We start from the raw sequence: 19778 nt of genomic DNA on the forward strand, positions 1-19778 counted from the left end.
ACTATTCTATCCTGAATACTCTGTTTATCGTTGTCAAACAACCACTGTTGGAAAGCGAGCGACTTCTGTGAGGACTAGCAAGGTTTTATATTGCTTTTTATTCAAACCTTCTAGGGTGGCACCTAAATCAATTAGCTGTTCAATATGACCTAGGTTTCTTTTGATATATTGGAGTTGTTTTTTAATTGCCTGTCTTCTTTTGTTGCGTGTGGGTCGTCTTTGTTTCGCTACTGCTAAGTAGTCTTTTCTAGCCTTATTACGGTAGGTTCTTGGTTTTTTAGGGGTTTTTTCTTTGATTTGTTTATACAGGATGTCTAGGATTTTTTCTGTATGAACTCTGGCTCTGTTTAATAGTCCTAAGTCTGTCGGATAACTAATGTCGGCTGGGGCGCAGGTTGCATCTATGATTAGTTTACCGCGATTGGGGGACTCATTTTTGCCGTCCGAATCCTTTTTTTTTTCGGGTGTGACTGCCGTGATTTCTCGCATTTTTTCAACCATCCGTTCGTTCACTTTATTAATTAGGTTCGGACTAATTCTTTGCCGAAAGTGTACTAATAGGGATGGATCAAATGCGACTTCATTGCTGTAGTTTGATTGACCGATAAAGTATTGTAGATAGGGGTTTTCACGGATTTGTTCTACCGTTTCGCGATCGCTAATTCCCAGCTTTTCTTTAATAATTAACGCCCCCAATGCCATCCGAAAGGATTTGGCTGGTGCGCCCTTTTCTGTGGGGAAGTTTTCAGCATATTCTGATTCAAATTCTGACCACGGGATTAGTTCGGCCATTTTCACCCAACGGTTGTCTGATGACAACCTTCCTCCAAAGGGTAGTTCAAACTCGGATGGGGGACTTGGAGCAAGCTCAGCTTTTCTGTACACAATCGCAGGTGGTGATGCACGACTTTTGATCTATTTTAGCCGTTTTTCTTGCACACTTCTCTCGATCGCCCGCTCGAATAATCCAGGTCCGTCAGCTTTTGGCGCTTATTCAGCAAGCCCTAATTACATTTGTGTCTACCGGGAAACTTCTAAAATAGTCGGGTTCTGTTTTCTCACCTTCGCACACGATTAAAAACCATCTTCTACTTTTATCTTTTCGATTGTAGTAATCAATCTTGCTTCTAGACGAACTTTTTTTACTCATGAAGTTCACCTATTAGTTCTTTAAAATTACCAATAAAAGGGATAGCGCCATACTTGCCGATAATGTAATCGCGCTCGAATGAGGCATCTTTTCCGACTTTATACTCTACCAAAGAGTACAAATCAGTAGCGCCCTTGTTATCTTTTTCGGTAAACCATATTTGATCTTTGCGAAAACTTTTACTACTGAGCAAGTTTGTGTCGTGTGTAGTGAATATAAGCTGTGCGTTGTGCGGATTAGTCTCGTTAGAATTGAATAAGCAGATTAATTCGCGAGTAATCAGCGGATGCAGTCTGGCATCAAGTTCATCAATTAATAAAATTTTTCCTGTTCTTAAAGTATCCAGGAGAATGCCTGCTAATGCAAATAGTTTGTTGGTTCCCTCGGATTCGTGCGTTTCGATATCAAATAATTCTATAGCAGCCTGTTTCCCATCAGCATCATATTTCCGGTGAACTGTTTTCACGCCTACTTCATATATACCGAACATAGCGGTTTTCTGGGAAATATACTTGTTGATTTGAATATCAGCAATCCCTAAGTCTAATTTCTTGATAAATTCAATAATATCATGTCTGTGGCGATCGTTCTCAAAAGACTCTAAAGTTGCCTCGCGGTATTGTGTATCTTGCAAGCCTGATATCAATTGCAAAGTTTTACTGAACCACAGCAATATTTTGCCAGAAATTTTACCATTAAATTGTGCGACTACAGAAAGAAATAAAGCATTAATTCGGGTTTTATCGCTAATGCCTTGTCCCTCTGGGAAATCATCTAATATATAATTATCAAAATCCCGTTCAAAAATCATTTTTTCTTCACTGTCATCGGCTTGAAATAGCCACTCAGAAACAACTTCCCGCGCGTTCACCTCAAAACCGTACCTAAAAGTTTTGTCTTCTAGTAGAAAAACGATTTCAAAGAAAGACGGCTCTTTTTCTGTCTCCGTACTTAGCCTGAATGCTTCAATATCGATCGCGTCTGAAACTTGCGTTTCTTTGGATGAGTTGAGGACAAACCATTTCATAAAGTAAATTGCAGCAACAATGTTGCTCTTACCACTGGCGTTAGCTCCATAAATAGCAGCACTTTTGAGTAAGCTTAACTTATCATTAATGGGGAATACATTATTTTCGTCCAGCTCTTTCTCTTCCTCAGTAATTGACGAAGCTACCATGCTGAGGGTGACAGTTTCTTTAAAAGATTTGTAGTTGCCGACGCTGAATCCAATCAGCATAACTTGCCTCCGATCGCCTAAATTAGTATAACGTGCAAATTTTGCAATTCTTTCTATAATAACACAACCAGCTACCTCAGCTAACACCAAGTGCTAACCATGCGAATTCTCCAAATTATCCCCTCAATTTCCCTCGTCTACGGCGGGCCGAGTCAAATGGTACTCGGACTGTCTGCGGCCCTCGCGGCAAAAAACATTGATGTGACGATTATCACCACAGATTCTAACGGAGATATCGGTCAACTTCCCTTAGATGTTCCTCTAAATCAACCAATACAACAAAACGGCTATCAGATTATTTATTTCCGCTGTTCTCCGTTTCGTAGATATAAGTTTTCTCTCTCGTTATTGCAGTGGTTGAATCAAAATGCGCGACAATTTGACCTCGCTCACATTCACGCTCTTTTCTCGCCAGTAACTACCCTCGCTGCTACAATTGCTAGATATCACAAGTTGCCATATATTATGCGTCCCTGCGGTATGCTTGACCCCGCCGACTTGCAGAAAAAAAAGCGCTTGAAACAGATTTATGCCACGCTTTTAGAACGCCCTAATTTAGCAGGGGCAGCAGCAATTCACTTCACAAGTAAAGAAGAGGCTAAAATCTCAGAAAGATTTGGTTTGGGTAGCACAGGCAAGATGCCTGTGCCACGGGATTTGGACTTCACAGGCAAGATGCCTGTGCCACGGGCTTTGGACTTCACAGGCAAGATGCCTGTGCCACGGGATTTGGACTTCACAGGCAAGATGCCTGTGCCACTGGATTTGGACTCCACAGGCAAGATGCCTGTGCCACGGGATTTGGACTGCACAGGCATCTTGCCTGTGCCACTGGATTTGGACTCCACAGGCAAGATGCCTGTGCCACGGGATTTGGACTCCACAGGCAAGATGCCTGTGCCACTGGATTTGGACTCCACAGGCAAGATGCCTGTGCCACGGGATTTGGACTTCACAGGCAAGATGCCTGTGCCACTGGATTTGGTGATTCCATTGGGGGTGACAGCAGGTTTGTTTCCTAAGAGATTGCGGGAATCTGAAGTGCCAATCATCTTATTTATGTCGCGAATTGAACCGAAAAAAGGGCTGGATTTGTTAATTCCAGCATTAGAAAGTATTTTGGCATCGGGCATGGAGTTTCACTTTATTTTAGCTGGTTCAAATCCCCAAGATGCTGATTATGAAACACAAATTAAAGTACAAATTCATAATTCACGCTTAGCAAAATACACAACAATAACTGGCTTTGTGAGCGGTGATTTAAAAGTTGAACTATTGACAAAAGCCGACTTATTTGTATTGCCTTCTTATTACGAAAACTTTGGCATTGCTGTAGCAGAAGCGATGGCCGCCGGTGTACCTGTCGCGATTTCCGATCGCATACATATTGCGGAAGACATACAGCAAGCAGAAGCTGGTTGGGTGGGGCCTTTGGAAGTAGGGGCGATCGCCAATTCAATCAAATCAGCACTTCTCAATCCACAGGAATGCCAACGCCGGGGATTGAACGGCCAAGAGTATGCCAAAAAGCATTATAACTGGGAGGCGATCGCCCAACAAACCATCGATGCTTACCAGCAGATTTTGTCATCTATAGCAGAAGGAAGAAGCAAGAAGGAAAAAGCAAGAAGGAAGAAGCAATAAAATCCATCATTTCAGCCATTAACAACGTCCTAACCGTCTTGGCGGTTCCTATATTGACTAATGCAACAGCCATTTACCTTTTACTTCTTCTCCTGCTGCGAGTTCTTGTGCTGCTGCTATCAGAATATGCAGGCAATATTTTTTCAACGCTGCTATTGCTTTTAACATCAGTAGACTCAGAGTTTGAGGTAGCAGTCGGGGATTTTCTTCTAATTATAATCGGAACATTAACAGAGCGACCGCAGGGTCTGCCGAAGGAGTCTATGTTCCTTCGATAATCGCATATTGCAGACTCTGCACTCGGTTCTTGACAATCATTAATAAAGCTTTGCGCTAATTTGTAATTATTTCCGTCTCCCTGCTTTAAGAAAAGTTCTCCCGCTTGTTGAAAATCTGATACGGCTGGCGATTTTGTTCCCAACATACAGCGAATAGCACCTCGTTCCAAATAAGCCAAAGCATAATTAGGATTAACGCGAATAGCTTGTTCGTAATCCCCGAGCGCCTGTTGCTTGTTTCCCAATTCATAGTATGCTTGAGCGCGACCGAAATAAGCTTCTGCCAAGTTAGGATTAAATTGCAGCGCTCGCTCGTAATTGTAAATTGCCTGCTGCTTGTTTCCCTGTTTTGACGTAGCAATCCCCAATCCGAGGTAAGCTTGAGGTATGTTGGGATTCAGCGTTAAAGCTTGAGTAAAATTTGCGATCGCCCCCGGAACATCTCCCTTTTGAACTTTCAAAGAACCTTGGTTGCTAAAATTTGCAGCTTTTTGAGAGATCGCAACTCTTTGACTGATCACAGCGTGATTGGCTCGGTAATTAGATAACTTATTTTGAGCTAGATTATAAACAGGTGTACGTGAATCTATCGCTTCTAAAAGTGCGATCGCCTGTTGCCATTTACTTTGCGACTGCTGCCAAACTTCGATCGGATGAGGCGGTTTTTGCACAACCACAGCAGCTTCCATCGCCAATTTTTGAGCCGTTGCTAGACTTTCTGCCGCCTGTAAGTTTTGCTGTACAGGAACCAAACTCGGGCGCAGTTTAAGCAAATCAGCTCTAGCTTGTTGATATCCAAAGCCGGGAAAGTTAGGAATTTTCTCTAAATTCGCGATCGTTTCTTTAAGTCGTTTATCGAAACTTCTGAGCAGATTTACATCGGTGGCTTTCCCTGCATTCTGCGTTTCCACTGCCAGTATTTTCGCTTGCTTCAGCGTTTCATTTCCCGATCGCATAAACGCGATCGTCCCTACACTTGTTCCCAACACCAAAACCCCTAAACCTGCTAATAAAGCTGCGGGTATTTTGCGACTTCGCGAATTATTATTAACTTGATTGTTAATTCGTGATGGCTGTACCCTTCGAGTCTGACGAGAGTGTTCCGCTTCCGGTTCTGAATCCACCTCCAAATCCCAAGCCGGCAACTGCAAATCATCTGCTGCTGTTCCCGCTGTCAACTCGCTACTCATGGGAGAAATATTATTGCTATTTCCGCTGTAATACTTGTCCACCAAACTCTGCAATCCTGCCTGATATCCTTCTCCTACCGCCTGAAATCTCCACTGTCCATTCTTTTTATACAAACGACCAAACTCTACAGCACTCTCTCGCGAAAAATTCTCTTTTAATTCATACCGAACCAGTTCGCTTCCCGTATCCAAATTGGTAATTTTGATAAAAGCATTTTTGATCTCGCTAAAATTGGCTTTAATTTTATCTGCTTCATGAATAGTGACCGCAAAAGTTATTTCCTCAATTTCAGGATTAATTTTCTCTAAAATAATGCCGTAAATAGTCTTCTTTTCTTGACCTCGGTTATTTTTGTCAGGAATCGATTGCAGCACCGAACCGTCACAGGATTGCAGATTATTGTAAAAGATAAAATATTTATCGTTAGGTATTTTGCCGTCAGCACCTAGCATAAAAGCAGAGACATCAATCTCGTAGCTTTGTCCTGCCTCTGTCACCTGCCAACCGAGGGCGATCGCCATTTTTTTTAAACCGGGCGCTTCTTTAGAGATATTAAATCTCTCACCCTTACTTAATTGCATTGCCATCTGCTTATTTGTTTAAGATAAAAATTTATACTACTCATCTTAAGGTTAAGTGGCATAAGAAGTTCTTTAATTAATGAAATTTAACAGAGTTTCTCTAATCGCAGGCTTGATTAAAAATATCTGGTGTCTGTATCTGAATTTATTGAGATTTACTTAGAGAGAATTACCTAAGTGAAAACCGGGCTTTCTTCCCAAGCGGTTTCTACAATTGAACTTAATTTGACATTGGTTTGGAGCATTTTCAAAACAAGGTAGCAAGTTAACAAAGTTACCAAATGCTCCAGACGAGACTGTTCCGCTTCCGGTTCTGGCTTCACCTCCAACTCCCCAGCCGGGAACTGCAAATCATCTGCTGCTGTGACCGCTGCCAACTCGTGATTAATTGGAGCAATATTATTACTACTTTAGCTGCAATACTTGTCAACAAAACTCTGCAATCCTGCCTGATATCCTGCTCCTACCGCCTGAAATCTCCACTCTCCATTCTTTCTATACAAACGACCAAATTCTACAGCAGTCTCTCGCGAAAAATTCTCTTTTAATTCATACCGAACCAGTTCGCTTCCCGTATCCAAATTGATAATTTTGATAAAAGCATTTTTGATATTGCTAAAATTTGCCTGGATTTTCTCTGCTTCGTGAATAGTGACAACAAAAGTTATTTCCTCAATTTCAGGATTAACTCTTTCTAAGATAACGCCGTAAATAGTCTTATTCTCTTGACTTCGGTTGTTTTTCTCAGGAATCGATTGCAGTACCGAACTGTCAAAGGATTGCAGATTATTGTAAAAGATAAAATATTTATCGTTAGGTATTTTGCCGTCAGCACCTAGCATAAAGGCAGAGACATCTATCTCGTAGCTTTGTCCTGCCTCTGTCACCTGCCAACCGAGGGCGATCGCCATTTTTTTTATACCGGGCGCTTCTTTAGAAATATTAAATCTCTCACCCTTACTTAATTGCATTGCCATCTGCTTATTTGTTAAACATCAAACTTTATAGCGTTAATGTTAATATTAAGTGGGACAATAAGTTTTCTTCTTTAAGAAAACTTAATATTTTGTCTCTAATAGTTGGCATAATTAAAAATATGTGCTATTGCTCTCCGAATTTATTGAGATTTACTGAGAGAGAATTACGTAAGCAAAAACCGGGCTTTCTAAAAAACCCGGTTTCGGCAATTGAACTTAATTTGACTCTAATTTTGAGCATTTTCAGAACTAGGTGGCAGCGTCACAAAATTACCAAAAGCTCCAACCGTTTGATAGCTTTTTTTGCCCAGTTCAGTTGTATAAATGCTGACAACGCCTAAATTCTGACGCTGCGTTGTATTGTCGAGCAAGCTTTCGATCGTGCCCCGCTGCGAAGTCAGCAAATTCTTGCAACTGCCGATCAAAGTATCTGTAATGCCGCCCAAAGCTTTCGGCACGCGAGAATCTTTGCACACAGTGTTTTCCAACTCGGTTTGGAGTACGCCGGAAGCATAAGTTAGGTATTGATCTCTCCCAGGATTTGTAAATGCCATGCCGGCAGCCAGAAGAGTCAGGGCGATCGCGACTTTTCCCACATTGCCGAAAAAATTAGAAGTTGGCTTCTTAGTATTCATTGCGTTATCAATAATCATTTTTTTTAGCCCCGTTGATTTATAAGCTTCTCTTGATTTAAACTACACCTCCCCAGATACAGATTTCCGAAAGGAGGGGACAGTTTTTAGATTGGAGGCGAGTTGCGAGTAAGTCTCTCACTGGTTTACCTTCCTTTTACGTTTCCCCCTCCCTCAAATCCGGTAAATTTTCAACAAAACATTTAGCTGGTTCCCAAGCAGAGCCTGGGGACGACGAAACTTAGTTTCGCTTTGATTTTTGCCGATCGATCTCCCGCTGCAACTCTTCAATCTGACGGCGCAAAGCCTCCGTCTCACTGTTAGGCGTTTGGGACTTCACATCAACCGCACCCTCAGCTACAGCCCGCTTGTAGTTCCCCAGCTTAATTTGGCGGTATTCTTCGGAACTTGCCCAGTCTCGCAAATACCGCAGGCGTTCCACGGGGAAAGGGTGACTCAGCATCACACCTTGACCGCCGTTGTAAAGTAAAAACTTATACACTTGGTTGAGATTGTCTCGATCGAGCTCTTGATAGTTGTCAGACTGGCGGATAAATTCTTGCAAACTGCATTGGTCAGCATATTTACTGCTAACTCCCGCAAGTTGCATCATCGTCTTCATCACACTGTTCAAGTCATCCGTCACCAACAAAGCCGCCCGATCCGCCGACAATTCTGCCTTGCGCCGCCACTCGTAAAAAGCGAAAATTAAACCGCTACCGACCATATTTCCCAGCCCGAAAGTCATCTCGCCAATTGTCGATGCCACGCTCATCGCCCACATCGCCATTTGATTTAAAGTTGGATGACCGCATTTAATGTGTCCCAACTCGTGAGCCAATACTACCCTAATTTCTGACTCTTCTAATAAGTCTAAAAGACCAGTGTTTAATACTACATAAGGTTGGTTTTTTCCCAGGGCATAGCTGTTAACTGAGGGATTCTGAGAAACAAACAAACCTGGTTCTGGAAAAACATCTAAAGCCTGCACGCACTCGCGAAATATATGATAAATGCTGGCATATTGGCGTGGGCCGACTTGAATGCTATTTCCCATTAGGTAAACGAATTGCGGTCGTTCGTAGATAAATTCTACAAATTTGCTGGCAATTAAGTCAAATCCAGGCACGCTTCGCAGCGCTTCCTCAGCTTGGCGATCGAGGGGATGCTGAAATGCTTCGCTAGAAATTCCCGTATAAGTAGGCATAGTTGTTGCAAAAGTTACATTTAAGATATCAGTAATGCCATCGCTGCGGGTGCTAGCTGGCGCCTGACTTATCAATCTTATCTTGACAAATATTCAACTGTTGTGGAACAGGGTGGAAAGCCTGTTCAAATTAGCGTTAAAATTGTGGTTCTGGTACAGGCGCGATCGACAAACATCTTTCACAGTGCCTGTGTATCGCCTCACCCCAAAATTGGAACGTGCAAAAATGGCTATCCTGCAACTCGAAAACGGTACAACCTACACTCAACAAAGCGACATTACCCGAGAACTCGCTTCCTTAAACATTCAACTCAACCGCTGGCCCGTGGGTGACAGCGCTGAAATTCAAAATTTGTTAGCTAAAGATGCTCTTGACGACAATCAAAAAGAGCAAGTGCTGCAAGGCCTCGACGGCTACTTTCAACAACTCAAGGAAACGGCAGGCTATCAATCGCGAGACTTAATTGTACTGCACCCAGACATTCCCAACCTCGACACCTTGCTGTCCAAATTCAACAAGTGCCACATCCACGCCGATGATGAAGTCCGCTATATCGTAGCAGGCGAGGGCATTTTCGGCTTCGTGCGGCCCGACGGTAGCCAAGTCGAACTCACTGTGCAGCCGGAAGAATTTATCAACGTGCCGGCGAATACAGAACACTGGTTTTATTTGACAGCAGCCCGGAAAATTAAAGCGGTGCGCTATTTTACCACGCAAGAAGGCTGGACGCCGGAGTATACCGATACGGAAATTCGATCGGGCTTAGCCATCGTTTAAATATGCCAGCTAAAGATAAGTTTCATGAACTCGTCAAGACTGCCCTCCAAAATCAGGATTGGACAATTACTCATGATCCTTATCATATCGATCTGGGATTTGTTGATTTTTATATCGATCTGGGTGCAGAACAGTTATTAGCAGCGACAAAGGATAATGAAAAAATTGCGGTTGAAATCAAAACGTTTTTGGCACCCTCGACGATTTCAGAATTTCATACCGCAGTGGGACAATTTATTAACTATCGGATTGCATTAGAAGATGACGATCCCGATAGAACTCTTTACTTGGCAATTCCATTAGATATTTACAAAAGATTTTTCAAATACTCATTTATTCAAAGGGTGATTGAACGCAATCAAATTCCGCTTTTAGTTTACGATACCGAAAAAGAGGAGATTTCTCAATGGATAAAGTAAGTTTGTATCGTCAATATATTCAGGAGTTGCTAACTGAGCGATCCCAGCGACGATCGCCTAGCGATCCAGTTTCCAGCGAGACGATTTTCGATCTGGTAAAGGATCGCTATCAACTTGTAAATGTGGGTTGGAAAAACGGTAGCACTCGGATTTATGGCTGTGTGATTCATGTAGATATTAAAGATGGGAAAATTTGGGTGCAGCATGACGGGACTGAAGAAGCGATCGCCGATCAGTTAGTAGCACGAGGTGTCCCATCCCAGGAAATTGTGCTAGCCTATCATGCACCTCATGTCCGACAATACACCGAATTTGCAGTTGGTTGATCCAGCCTCAAACTTTGTGATTTACAGATCGCAATATGCTCAAAGCAACCGCCTCCGCCACCTTAATCCCATCAATCCCCGCCGACAGGATTCCACCCGCATATCCTGCACCTTCCCCAGCAGGATAAAGGCCTTCTGTATTCAAACTCTGATAATCTTCCTTGCGTTTAATCCGAATTGGTGAAGAAGTGCGCGTTTCCACCCCAGTCAAAACCGCATCATCCATCGCAAATCCTTTAATCTGTTTGTCAAAAGCCGGAAGTGCTTCGCGGATAGCTGCGATCGCATAATCTGGCAAACTTTCGCTCAAATCAGTCATCACAACTCCCGGCGTATAAGACGGCTGCACACTGCCTAGCGCCGTGGAAGGGCGATTCGCCAAAAAATCACCCACAAGCTGCCCAGGGGCGTTGTAAGTGCCACCTCCTAACTCAAATGCCCGTTCTTCTAGGCGACGCTGAAACTCAATTCCTGCTAAGGGATGACCGGGATAATCCTCCGGCGTGATACCCACCACAATCCCGCTGTTAGCATTGCGTTCATTGCGAGAATATTGACTCATCCCATTAGTAACAAGTCGCCCCGGTTCTGACGCAGCCGCCACTACCAAACCACCGGGACACATACAGAAACTATACACAGAACGATTGTTTTGGCAATGGTGAACCAGTTTGTAATCGGCGGCACCCAAAAGCTTATGGCCCGCGCGATCGCCAAAACGACAGCGATCGATCGTAGTCTGCGGATGTTCCACCCGAAAACCAATGGAAAAAGGTTTAGCCTCGATGTAAACCCCGCGCGAAAACAACATTTCAAAAGTATCGCGGGCGCTGTGCCCCACCGCCAGAACTATATAATTACTAGCAATATATTCTCCACTGGCGAGGGTAAGTCCCTGCACTTTTCCATTTTCGATGTGGATATCTTCTACACGAGTTTGAAACCGAATTTCTCCGCCTAATGATTCAATTTGGGCGCGAATGCTTTGGACAATTCCCACCAGTTTGAACGTGCCAATATGCGGTTTGTTAATATATAAAATTTCCGGTGAAGATCCCGCATTCACAAGTTCCGTCAGCACCTTGCGTCCATAATGCTGAGGATCTTTAACTTGGCTGTAGAGTTTGCCATCGGAAAAAGTACCCGCACCACCTTCGCCAAACTGGGCGTTAGATTCTGGGTTGAATTCTGCTTTTTTCTTCCAAAATCCAAACGTGTCAACCGTGCGATCGCGGACTGCTTTTCCGCGTTCTAAAAGGATAGGGCGAAACCCCATTTGTGCCAGCATCAGACCTGCAAACATACCGCACGGCCCTGTACCAATCACAATGGGGCGAATCGTCAAATTGCTGGGGGCTTTGGCTACCAAGCGATAACTCGTATCTGGCGTCACCATCACATGAGGATCTTTTTTGAAGCGTTGGAGAAGTTGCTTTTCCTGTGTCGTCTCTACATCCACAATATAGACAAGGAGGATTTCTGCTTTTTTACGAGCATCGTAGCTGCGCTTGAAGATGGAATAGCCGAGTAATTCTTCGGGGGGAATTTGCAGCTTTTTGAGAAGGGCACTGGCGATCGCATCTTGAGGATGATCTAAGGGGAGTTTTATTTCAGTTATTCTTAACATATAGTGGAAGGAAGAAGGAAGAAGGAAGAAGGAAGAAGGAAAGAGGAAGAAGGAAGGAAGAAAGAAGAATAAAAATCCCGAACAGAAGTATTATAACTATTTAACCGGAGATCCTACGGGCGATCGTCCTCGGTCGAGCAATTTTTGATTTTTGAGTGGATAATTGCAGAAGCGTTATAATAAATAAAAAATTAAGTTTTGTAAAGACCCTTGACTGCAACATTTACACCCAAAAACAGCCGCACCTGGCACGCTCTCAACCCCCTGTGGCAAGGAGCCGAAGACGCAGTACAGAAGGGTTTGCCCCACACCAAGCTCGCACCGGCGTGGCAAATACTGCTCCTGGGCGACGGTTCTCCCACCCGTCACCTGCAACTGCTGACAGGGGAACCCACAGAAGTAGATGTGATCGATATGTCTTTAGTGGGTGAAGACGCAGACGGCGCACCAGAGCAAATTGTCGCGGTTCCGGGGCCGCGCCTGCGGCGACAAGTGTGGCTGCGGACTGCTTCGGGACAGCGCTTGGCCTATGCTACTTCTTGGTGGGAAGCGAGCCACGTAGACGAATATTTACAAAATAAATCTTTGCCAATTTGGGCTAGTTTAGCGCGGCTGCGGACAGAATTGTATCGCGATGTGCAGGGCATTTATTGCGGTAATTCGGTGGCTTTGGAGTCAGCTTTTGAACAGTCGGGGCCTTTTTGGGGGCGACACTATTTGTTTTGGCATCATGGTAAGCCCTTGACTCTGATTTATGAGGTTTTTTCTCCTTATTTAACTAAGTATTTGGGGCCGATGCAATTGGATGTTGATTGAGACTGAGATATTGCACCATTATCAAGAACAGGCAAGATGCCTGTTCCACAATAAAATTAACTCTTTGTGGAACAGGCATCTTGCCTGTTCATAAACAGCTTATTGAGAATGGTGCAAGATTTCAGTCTCAACTGAGATATTGCACCATTCTCAATAAGGCTTTCAGGGCGGGCTAGAAGCAACGGCCCACAAGAAAATTTACCGATTGTGGAACAGGCATCTTGCCTGTTCTTAAGAATTGTTCCGCCGAAATTTCACTCGCAAACCGTCGCGGGGATGCGGAGTCGGTACTCGGATTAAATTCAAATCTTGATCCGGTAAAAGCTCCCATTCAAACTCCCGAACAATCTTTGCCGCAAACAACTTCATCTCTAACCGGGCAAATTCTTTGCCCAAACATTCTCGCAAACCGCCACCAAATGGCACGTAACTGAACGGTTTAGCCGATCGAGCCGAGCTAAATCGATCGGGGTCGAATCGATCGGGTTCGGGATAAACGGCGCTATCCTGATGCGTCTGATTGATTTGATAAAGTACCATCCAACCCTTGGGAATTTCGTAGCCGCCGAACTCGCAAGCATTAATTACCTGCCGAAAGCCGCCTCCCACTGGCGGAACCAACCGCAGCACTTCTCGCATAACTTGCTCTAAATAAGTCATTTGTTTGAGTTGTTCCAAGGTTAGCGGTTCAGTTGGGGGGAACTGCTGCTGTTCGGCGCGGACTTTTGCCATCACATCGGGATTTTGAGATAGCAGAAGACAAAAAGAGGCGATCGCCGAAGTTAAAGTTTCGTGTCCTGCAAACAGCAGCAACAGCACTTGATCTTTTAACTCCTCCAAACTCAAACTATTTCCCTCGTCATCGCGAGCCGAAATCAGCAAACTCAAAGCATCCTTGTCGCTAGGGGTTCCTTGCTGGCGATCTATAATAATCTTTTCAAGTTCTGCCAACAGCAGCTTTCGGCACTTTTTCGCCTTGCCAAACTGACTCCAAGGCACATCTAAAGGAATCGAAAATAAACCATTGCACCACGTTTCAAAATAATGTCCTAGCGCCGTTTCCGAACCATTATCAATCCCTACTAACAACTTACCCGCAACATCAAAAGTATAATTCCTCAGTTCGGGATACCAAGTCATGGTTTCCATTCTGGCCCATTTTTCCAAATAGCGCTGAGTGATATCTTCCATCTCGCCGATGTAGCCTGCCAGAGCTCGCGGCCCAAACGCTTGGTACAACAACTTGCGGCGATTTTGGTGGTTAGCACCCGTTTGCAACGCCAAGGAAAGTGGCCCTAAAAGCGCTTTCGTGCTGGCAGGCCAAGTCACAGCAAAATATTGGTTTTCATTGCTTAAAACAAACAAATTAGCCTCTTGGCCACACACAAACACGGTAGGCTGTCCGAAAATGCTGGTTTTGAAAAGGGGCCCGTACTGCTGGTGGCGTTTTTTGGCAAATTGGGAATCTTGCAAAAAGTTGATAGTATCGCCAATTAGGGGTAAACCGAAACTGCCGGGAGGTAATGCCATTTTAGATTTTAGATTTTAGATTTTAGATTTTTAATATCATATCAATTTTAGTTGGAGGGTGGGCAATACGCAGCAGACAAATTTCTGGTAAAATAACTTTTCTCTGTGTGTAGCCTGTAGGGTGCGTCTTTAGATTTTAGATTTTAGATTTTAGATTTTAGATTTTAGATTTTAGATTTTTAATATCAATTTTCGTTGTCTCGTTCATATTGTCAACCCGACCACTTTCTGGTAAAATAAGTTTTATATGTTGGCGTTTGTAGGGTGCGTGTGTCTTAAGGTTAGTACAAAAAAATCATGTCTTTCCAAGTGATGCACCTTAGTATTTTGGCCAAAAAACCAATTTAAATTTTTGTTTTTTTAATCGGAATCTCGATGATAAATTCAGTGCCTTTCCCCACCACCGAGAAACACTTGATTTCACCTTTATGTTTTTCGACAATAATTGAATGGGAAATCGCTAAACCCATCCCCGTTCCTGAACCGACCCGTTTTGTAGTATAGAACGGGTCAAATATCCGATGCTTGACTTGCTCGGTGATACCTGCACCGTTATCAGCAATTCTAATCACAGCGAGACTATCTTTTACCTCTGTACGAATGCGGATAATTCCCTGATTATCGAGCGGTTCTTGTAACACGTCAATAGCGTTGGCGATAATATTCATAAACACCTGATTCAGTAGTCCGGCGTAGCACTCCACCAGTGGCAATTGCCCGTATTCTTTAACGAGTTGAATTGCGGGGCGATCTGGCTGAACTTTCAGACGGTGTTCTAAAATCATCAATGTGCTGTCGATGCCTTCGTGAATGTTAACCTTTTTCATGTCAGATTCATCGAGGCGAGAGAAATTCCGCAAACTCCGCACGATATCCCGGATGCGAGTAGCTCCCACCTGCATAGAAGACAGCATTTTAGGCAAGTCCTCTAGCACAAAATCCAGTTCTAAAACTTCTATTTCCTCCTGAATCGCTGGAGAAGGTTCCGGGTATTCATCTCGATACATTTGCAGCAGTTTCATCAGGCTCCTGGTGTATTCTTCTGTGTAGGTAAGATTGCCGAAGATAAAGCTGACCGGGTTATTGATTTCGTGGGCAATTCCTGCTACCATCTGACCGAGACTCGACATTTTTTCGGCCTGCACGAGCTGAGTTTGAGCAAGCTTAAGTTCGCACAGAGTTACTTCGAGTTTGGCTGCTTGTTCTTGCGCTATCCGGGCTGAATCAACGCTTTTAGTGTAGAGTTCCGCTTGACTGATGGCGATCGACAATTGATCGCAAATTGCCGATAGCAACTCCACTTCGTCTTTGGTCCACCTGTGCACCTCGCGGCAAGAAGTGCAGCCAACAACTCCAGTTAAACCCCCTGCACTCTTAACCGGAAAATCCAAGACAGACTTGTAACCCACCTGCAAAAAGAATTCCCTTTCTACTGGATCGCTGAAAGTTGCCACATCATCTATTTGATACATTTCCAAATTAGCTATCTTTTGCGCCAGCGTCCCCGTTACCTCAGCAGGGTAATAACCCAAAAGCGAGAGCAAGTCATCATTTTTAGCTTCATGGACGATATCCCAAGCGGGCGTCTCGGCATCGGGCGTATACCACATAAACAGGCAGCGATCGAGTTGCAGCAAGTCGCGAATTTGCCGCACAGTTGTTGCCAAGATAGTATCTAAATCTAGAGAAGCGCGGATTTGACTGCCTAGCTGGTTGAGCAATTTTTGCTGCATTGCTGCTGCTTTTGATTCGGCGGCGGCGAGGCGAGATTTTTCGTAAAGTTCGGCTTGATTAATGGCGATCGCCAATTGAGTTCCTACTGCCATTAACAGTTCCACTTCTTCGTCTCTCCACAGCCGCACCCCGCTGCAAGCACCGCAGAGGATCGCGCCAATTTGACCCGACTGTGTTTGAAGGGGAATGTCCAGCAGAGAATTGAGCCCTACAGACATTAAAAATTCCCGTTCGGCTGGATCGGTTAATGCCTCAACATCGTCGATCTGAATTATTTCCAAATTGGCAATCCGATCAGCGATAGAAGCAGTTGGCTCGACAGGATATAAACCCAAACGCGAGGGCAAATCGGCATTCTTTGCCTCGTATCTCACATTCCAAACCGGCGGCGAAGCGTCGGGTAAATACCAGATAAACTGACAGCGATCGAGCAGGAGCAACTCGCGAATTTGCTGCACAGTTGTCGCCAAAATAGTATCTAAATCCAGAGATTGGCGGATATTGCTAGCTAGCTGGTTCAGCAGCGCTTCCTGCTCCGCTAATTTGCGGAATCTCGCTTCCGACTTTTGCAACTGTCTTTGAGCTTCTTTTTGTTTGGTAACGTCCAAACCCAAACCGATTAAGCCGATCGCGTTACCACAATCATCTTTGACCTTAGTTTTAATTGTGTCAAACTGGTGATAGTCACCATCAGTAAGCTCTATAATTTCTTCCGTATAACATGGAATATCTTGGCTCCACGCTTGCGCGTCAGATGCCATGCAGCTAGCAGATTGTTCTAAGCCCAAAACTTCGGAATAGTGAGAGGCTGCTAAAAATCTTGATTCAGGTATAGCCACATCTTCGCAGAAAGTTTTGTTAACTAATAACATCCGCCCGCTAGCATTTGCCATCCATACCCAGATCGGAGCGTTGTCAATAATTGCCCTCAAAGTTTGCTTTTGTGTGGCGAGAGCAACTTCTGTTTGTTTGCGCTTAATCCCCAGGGCGATCGTATCGGCACTTGAGGCCAAAGCAATCAGCGTTGATTCGTTCAACTCGTGACGAGCAAACATCGCTATTACTCCCAGCAACTGATTGTCAACAATTAGCGGATATCCAGCAAAAGCCACCATTCCTTCTCGTGAGGCCCATTTTTTGTCCTTAATGCGAGGATCTTCTTGCACAGAATTAGTGATGTGAGGTTGTCGCTCCAGGGCGATTAAACCAATCTTGAACTCACCGACAGCAATGCGGCTGTGAGCGCCGTCAATATGAGTATATATCCCCGCGCTTGCTTGCAGTTGCAATACATTTTCCTCTTGATTCAGCGTCCAAATCCGAGCAAAGGCAACATCCAAATGGCGCACAACTGCATCGGCGCAATATTGCAAAGTTGCAAGCAAAGTCTGGTTTTGAGTTAGACCAATTCCCACATCTGCTGTGAATAAAGAAAGTTTCAATTGTTCTGCTAAGGCTTGTTCTGCTATTTTGCGCTCTGTAATGTCCGTAGCAGCACCGAGACGCTGCTTAATTTTTCCCTCCTCTGTTCTGCTAAACACAATTTCCCGGCTGACTAGCCAGCGCCAACAGCCTTTTTTGTCGCGCACCCGGTATTCGTACTCACCAACTTCGCCGTCGGGAGCAGTTTCCAATTCCTGCAAATATTCTGGAAATTTAGCTAAATCATCAGGGTGGATAATGGTTCGCAACAGACTGCTGCCCATTTTTTGAACTTCTTCGACGGTATAGCCCAGTGCGACATTGATTGCGCGGTTGTTGTACACATTTCGCTGCTCGATCTCGTCGTAGAGATAGAGAATATTCGGAGTAGCATTGGCAATTTGTTCGATAAAACGCTGGCTTTCTTGCAGCGCTGCTTCTGCTTTTTTGCGATCGCTAATATCGCGAGCAACTCCCACTACACCCGTGATGTTTCCAGCTCGATCGCGCAAAGGACTTTTGGTAGAAAGAACTCTCAGGATGTTGCCCTCGCTATCTTTTACTACTTCCTCGCTCGTTTCCTCAATACCAGATTGCAATATCCGGCGGTCATTTTCCACCAGCATATCTGCAATCTCCGGCGGAAATAATTCTGCATCCTTTTTGCCAATAATTTCTGATTTTGGCAAGCCAATAATGCCCGCCGCCGTAGAATTGAGCAATAGGTACCGGCTCTGAGTATCTTTGACAAAAATGCTGTCGCCTGTACTTTCGATTACGTTTTCAAACAGGATGTTGCTCTCTAGTACCGCTGCTTCTATTTCTTTGCGATCGCTGATGTCGCGAGATACGCCAACTACGCCGATAATATTTCCTTCGGCGTCTTTCCAAGGGCATTTTGTTGTTAGTAGCGTCCGATTTTCGCCATTTTTTGGTACAATTTCTTCATAATTTAAATATTCTCCCGCTGTCACGATCCTGCGGTCTGCTTCGATAATTTGCTGGGCTATTTCTGGGGGAAATAAATTTGTATCGTCCTTGCCGATCATTGCCTCCACCGATGTTGACAGCCAGTCAGCAGCAACGGAGTTAGCGATCGTGTAGCGACCTTGAATGTCCTTGACAAAAATGACATCCGGCGTACTGTCAATCACTGATCGCAAAAGAGAATTGCTTTGCTGGAGGGACTGTTGGGCGAGTTTGGGATCGGTAATGTCGCGGCCGACACCATAGATCAATTCTTCCTCGCAGAAACGGGTAGCAGTCCAGGCTATCCACTTGTAAGACCCGTTTCGACAGCGCCAGCGGTTTTCAAACCCAACGGTATTATTCCCCGCAGCAATACTTTCAGCTTCTTTTAAAGTAGTTTCGCGATCGTCGGGATGCACGAATTCAATGAAGAGTTGGCCAACCATTTCTCCTGGGGCATAGCCGAGGATTTTTTCTGCTGCTGGGTTGATGCGTTTTACATAACCGTCAAAACTAAGGACGCACAGCAGATCTAGCGAGAGGCTAAAAAAGCGATCGCCCCCGTTGGGTTCGCTGGATGGGCGATCGTTTTGGGCTGCGACAGCAGAAGCTTTTGAGCGCCCCGATACCCCCAAAAAGACAATATTGGCTATTCCCAAAAATCCCAGGGCGAGTGGGCTATCGTAGAAATTATCAGCGCTGCCAGCTACGAGCCACCCGTTTAAGACAAGCAGTACAATTATCCAAATTGAGAATACACTGCCAGGGGCGATCGTCCCTACGCTAATTTTTTTTTCATACTCCTTGCTGCCTTCTGCCTTTTCTATTCTGGTGACTGCTGCCGTAATTTTTGTCCACAACACGCGCAGTAAGTTCGAGAATTTAGTGCTTTTTGATTCTTCGATACGAACAGAAGATTTCATTTTTTTACTTTTGATCCCGTTTTACGTGTGGTGAGGCAAAATTACAATAAAGCTGTTTAAATATTGTAATATTTTCCTAGCTTGCGAAATCTAGCATTTTAAAATTTGCCTAAATCTACGCAACCCGACCATAGAATTAAGTGTATTTACGGAATTAGCGAGCAATCTCTTTTTAGCTGGGGTGGGCATTTTCTACTTTTTCCGACTCATAGAGAGAGTTTATCTATAATACTACGCTACATATTGCTGTTAGTCATTGGACATTTGGCCTAATCTAGCTAATCCTAGACGCAGAACCTAATTATGTAGGGTTCGGCTGAAGCAGCTTACCGCGTTA

Annotated in this window: 14 protein-coding genes and 1 pseudogene; 5 read left to right on the forward strand and 10 right to left on the reverse strand. The window is 44.3% G+C overall.

From position 1 onward, the window contains the following. Both QUB35_RS16690 and QUB35_RS16695 read right to left on the reverse strand, forming a co-directional pair. Positions 1-885, reverse strand: a pseudogene (locus tag QUB35_RS16690) (IS5 family transposase); the annotation flags it as partial. Positions 886-1142: 257 nt separating this feature from the next. Continuing rightward, complete coding sequence (locus tag QUB35_RS16695; protein WP_333142920.1) at positions 1143-2387, reverse strand: ATP-binding protein; 1245 nt, start codon at positions 2385-2387, stop codon at positions 1143-1145. 99 nt (positions 2388-2486) lie between these two features. Between QUB35_RS16695 and QUB35_RS16700 the strand changes: the two genes are divergently transcribed. After that, positions 2487-4031: a glycosyltransferase gene (locus QUB35_RS16700; protein WP_333142921.1), complete on the forward strand. Its 1545-nt coding sequence runs from the start codon at positions 2487-2489 to the stop codon at positions 4029-4031. A gap of 73 nt (positions 4032-4104) precedes the next feature. Here the strand turns inward: QUB35_RS16700 and QUB35_RS16705 are convergent, their stop codons facing one another. The 5 genes from QUB35_RS16705 to QUB35_RS16725 all read right to left on the reverse strand — a co-directional run bounded on the left by QUB35_RS16705 (position 4105) and on the right by QUB35_RS16725 (position 8897). Beyond that, positions 4105-6087, reverse strand: a complete 1983-nt coding sequence (locus tag QUB35_RS16705; protein ID WP_333142922.1) for a TerD family protein — start codon at positions 6085-6087, stop codon at positions 4105-4107. A gap of 167 nt (positions 6088-6254) precedes the next feature. Continuing rightward, positions 6255-6458, reverse strand: a complete 204-nt coding sequence (locus QUB35_RS16710) for a hypothetical protein (RefSeq protein WP_333142923.1) — start codon at positions 6456-6458, stop codon at positions 6255-6257. 33 nt (positions 6459-6491) lie between these two features. Then, positions 6492-7058, reverse strand: a complete 567-nt coding sequence (locus QUB35_RS16715) for a TerD family protein (RefSeq protein ID WP_333142924.1) — start codon at positions 7056-7058, stop codon at positions 6492-6494. Between the two features lie 227 nt (positions 7059-7285). Then, entirely contained in the window at positions 7286-7711 is a 426-nt protein-coding gene (locus tag QUB35_RS16720) for a DUF4359 domain-containing protein (protein WP_333142925.1), read from the reverse strand. Positions 7712-7931: 220 nt separating this feature from the next. After that, positions 7932-8897 (reverse strand): M48 family metallopeptidase, encoded by a 966-nt coding sequence (locus QUB35_RS16725; RefSeq protein ID WP_333142926.1) that lies wholly within the window; start codon positions 8895-8897, stop codon positions 7932-7934. 226 nt (positions 8898-9123) lie between these two features. On the opposite strand from QUB35_RS16725, the gene QUB35_RS16730 reads away from it, so the two are divergent. The 3 genes from QUB35_RS16730 to QUB35_RS16740 are packed head-to-tail and all read left to right on the forward strand — an operon-like array spanning position 9124 to position 10420. After that, positions 9124-9675 (forward strand): acireductone dioxygenase, encoded by a 552-nt coding sequence (locus QUB35_RS16730; RefSeq protein ID WP_333142980.1) that lies wholly within the window; start codon positions 9124-9126, stop codon positions 9673-9675. Positions 9676-9677: 2 nt separating this feature from the next. After that, the gene (locus tag QUB35_RS16735) at positions 9678-10094 is read left to right on the forward strand and encodes a XisH family protein (RefSeq protein ID WP_333142927.1); all 417 of its coding nucleotides are present in this window, start codon (positions 9678-9680) and stop codon (positions 10092-10094) included. Then, positions 10082-10420, forward strand: coding sequence for a XisI protein (locus tag QUB35_RS16740; protein WP_333142928.1), 339 nt, complete (start codon positions 10082-10084; stop codon positions 10418-10420). Before QUB35_RS16735 ends, QUB35_RS16740 begins: the two co-directional genes overlap by 13 nt. Before the next feature lie 7 nt (positions 10421-10427). On the opposite strand, the gene QUB35_RS16745 is transcribed toward QUB35_RS16740, so the two are convergent. Further along, positions 10428-12047, reverse strand: coding sequence for an NAD(P)/FAD-dependent oxidoreductase (locus tag QUB35_RS16745; protein ID WP_333142929.1), 1620 nt, complete (start codon positions 12045-12047; stop codon positions 10428-10430). A 210-nt stretch (positions 12048-12257) separates the two neighbouring features. Here QUB35_RS16745 and QUB35_RS16750 point away from each other — a divergent pair, with 210 nt between their 5' ends. After that, complete coding sequence (locus QUB35_RS16750; protein ID WP_333142930.1) at positions 12258-12863, forward strand: chorismate lyase; 606 nt, start codon at positions 12258-12260, stop codon at positions 12861-12863. A 231-nt stretch (positions 12864-13094) separates the two neighbouring features. Here QUB35_RS16750 and QUB35_RS16755 read toward each other — a convergent pair whose 3' ends face one another. Both QUB35_RS16755 and QUB35_RS16760 read right to left on the reverse strand, forming a co-directional pair. After that, a complete protein-coding gene (locus QUB35_RS16755; protein WP_333142931.1) occupies positions 13095-14393 on the reverse strand; it encodes a cytochrome P450 in 1299 nt (432 codons plus the stop codon). A 344-nt stretch (positions 14394-14737) separates the two neighbouring features. Next, the gene (locus QUB35_RS16760) at positions 14738-19441 is read right to left on the reverse strand and encodes a PAS domain S-box protein (protein ID WP_333142932.1); all 4704 of its coding nucleotides are present in this window, start codon (positions 19439-19441) and stop codon (positions 14738-14740) included. Positions 19442-19778 lie beyond the last annotated feature (337 nt).

The organism is Microcoleus sp. B13-B6 (assembly GCF_036705405.1).
Lineage (GTDB): Bacteria > Cyanobacteriota > Cyanobacteriia > Cyanobacteriales > Microcoleaceae > Microcoleus.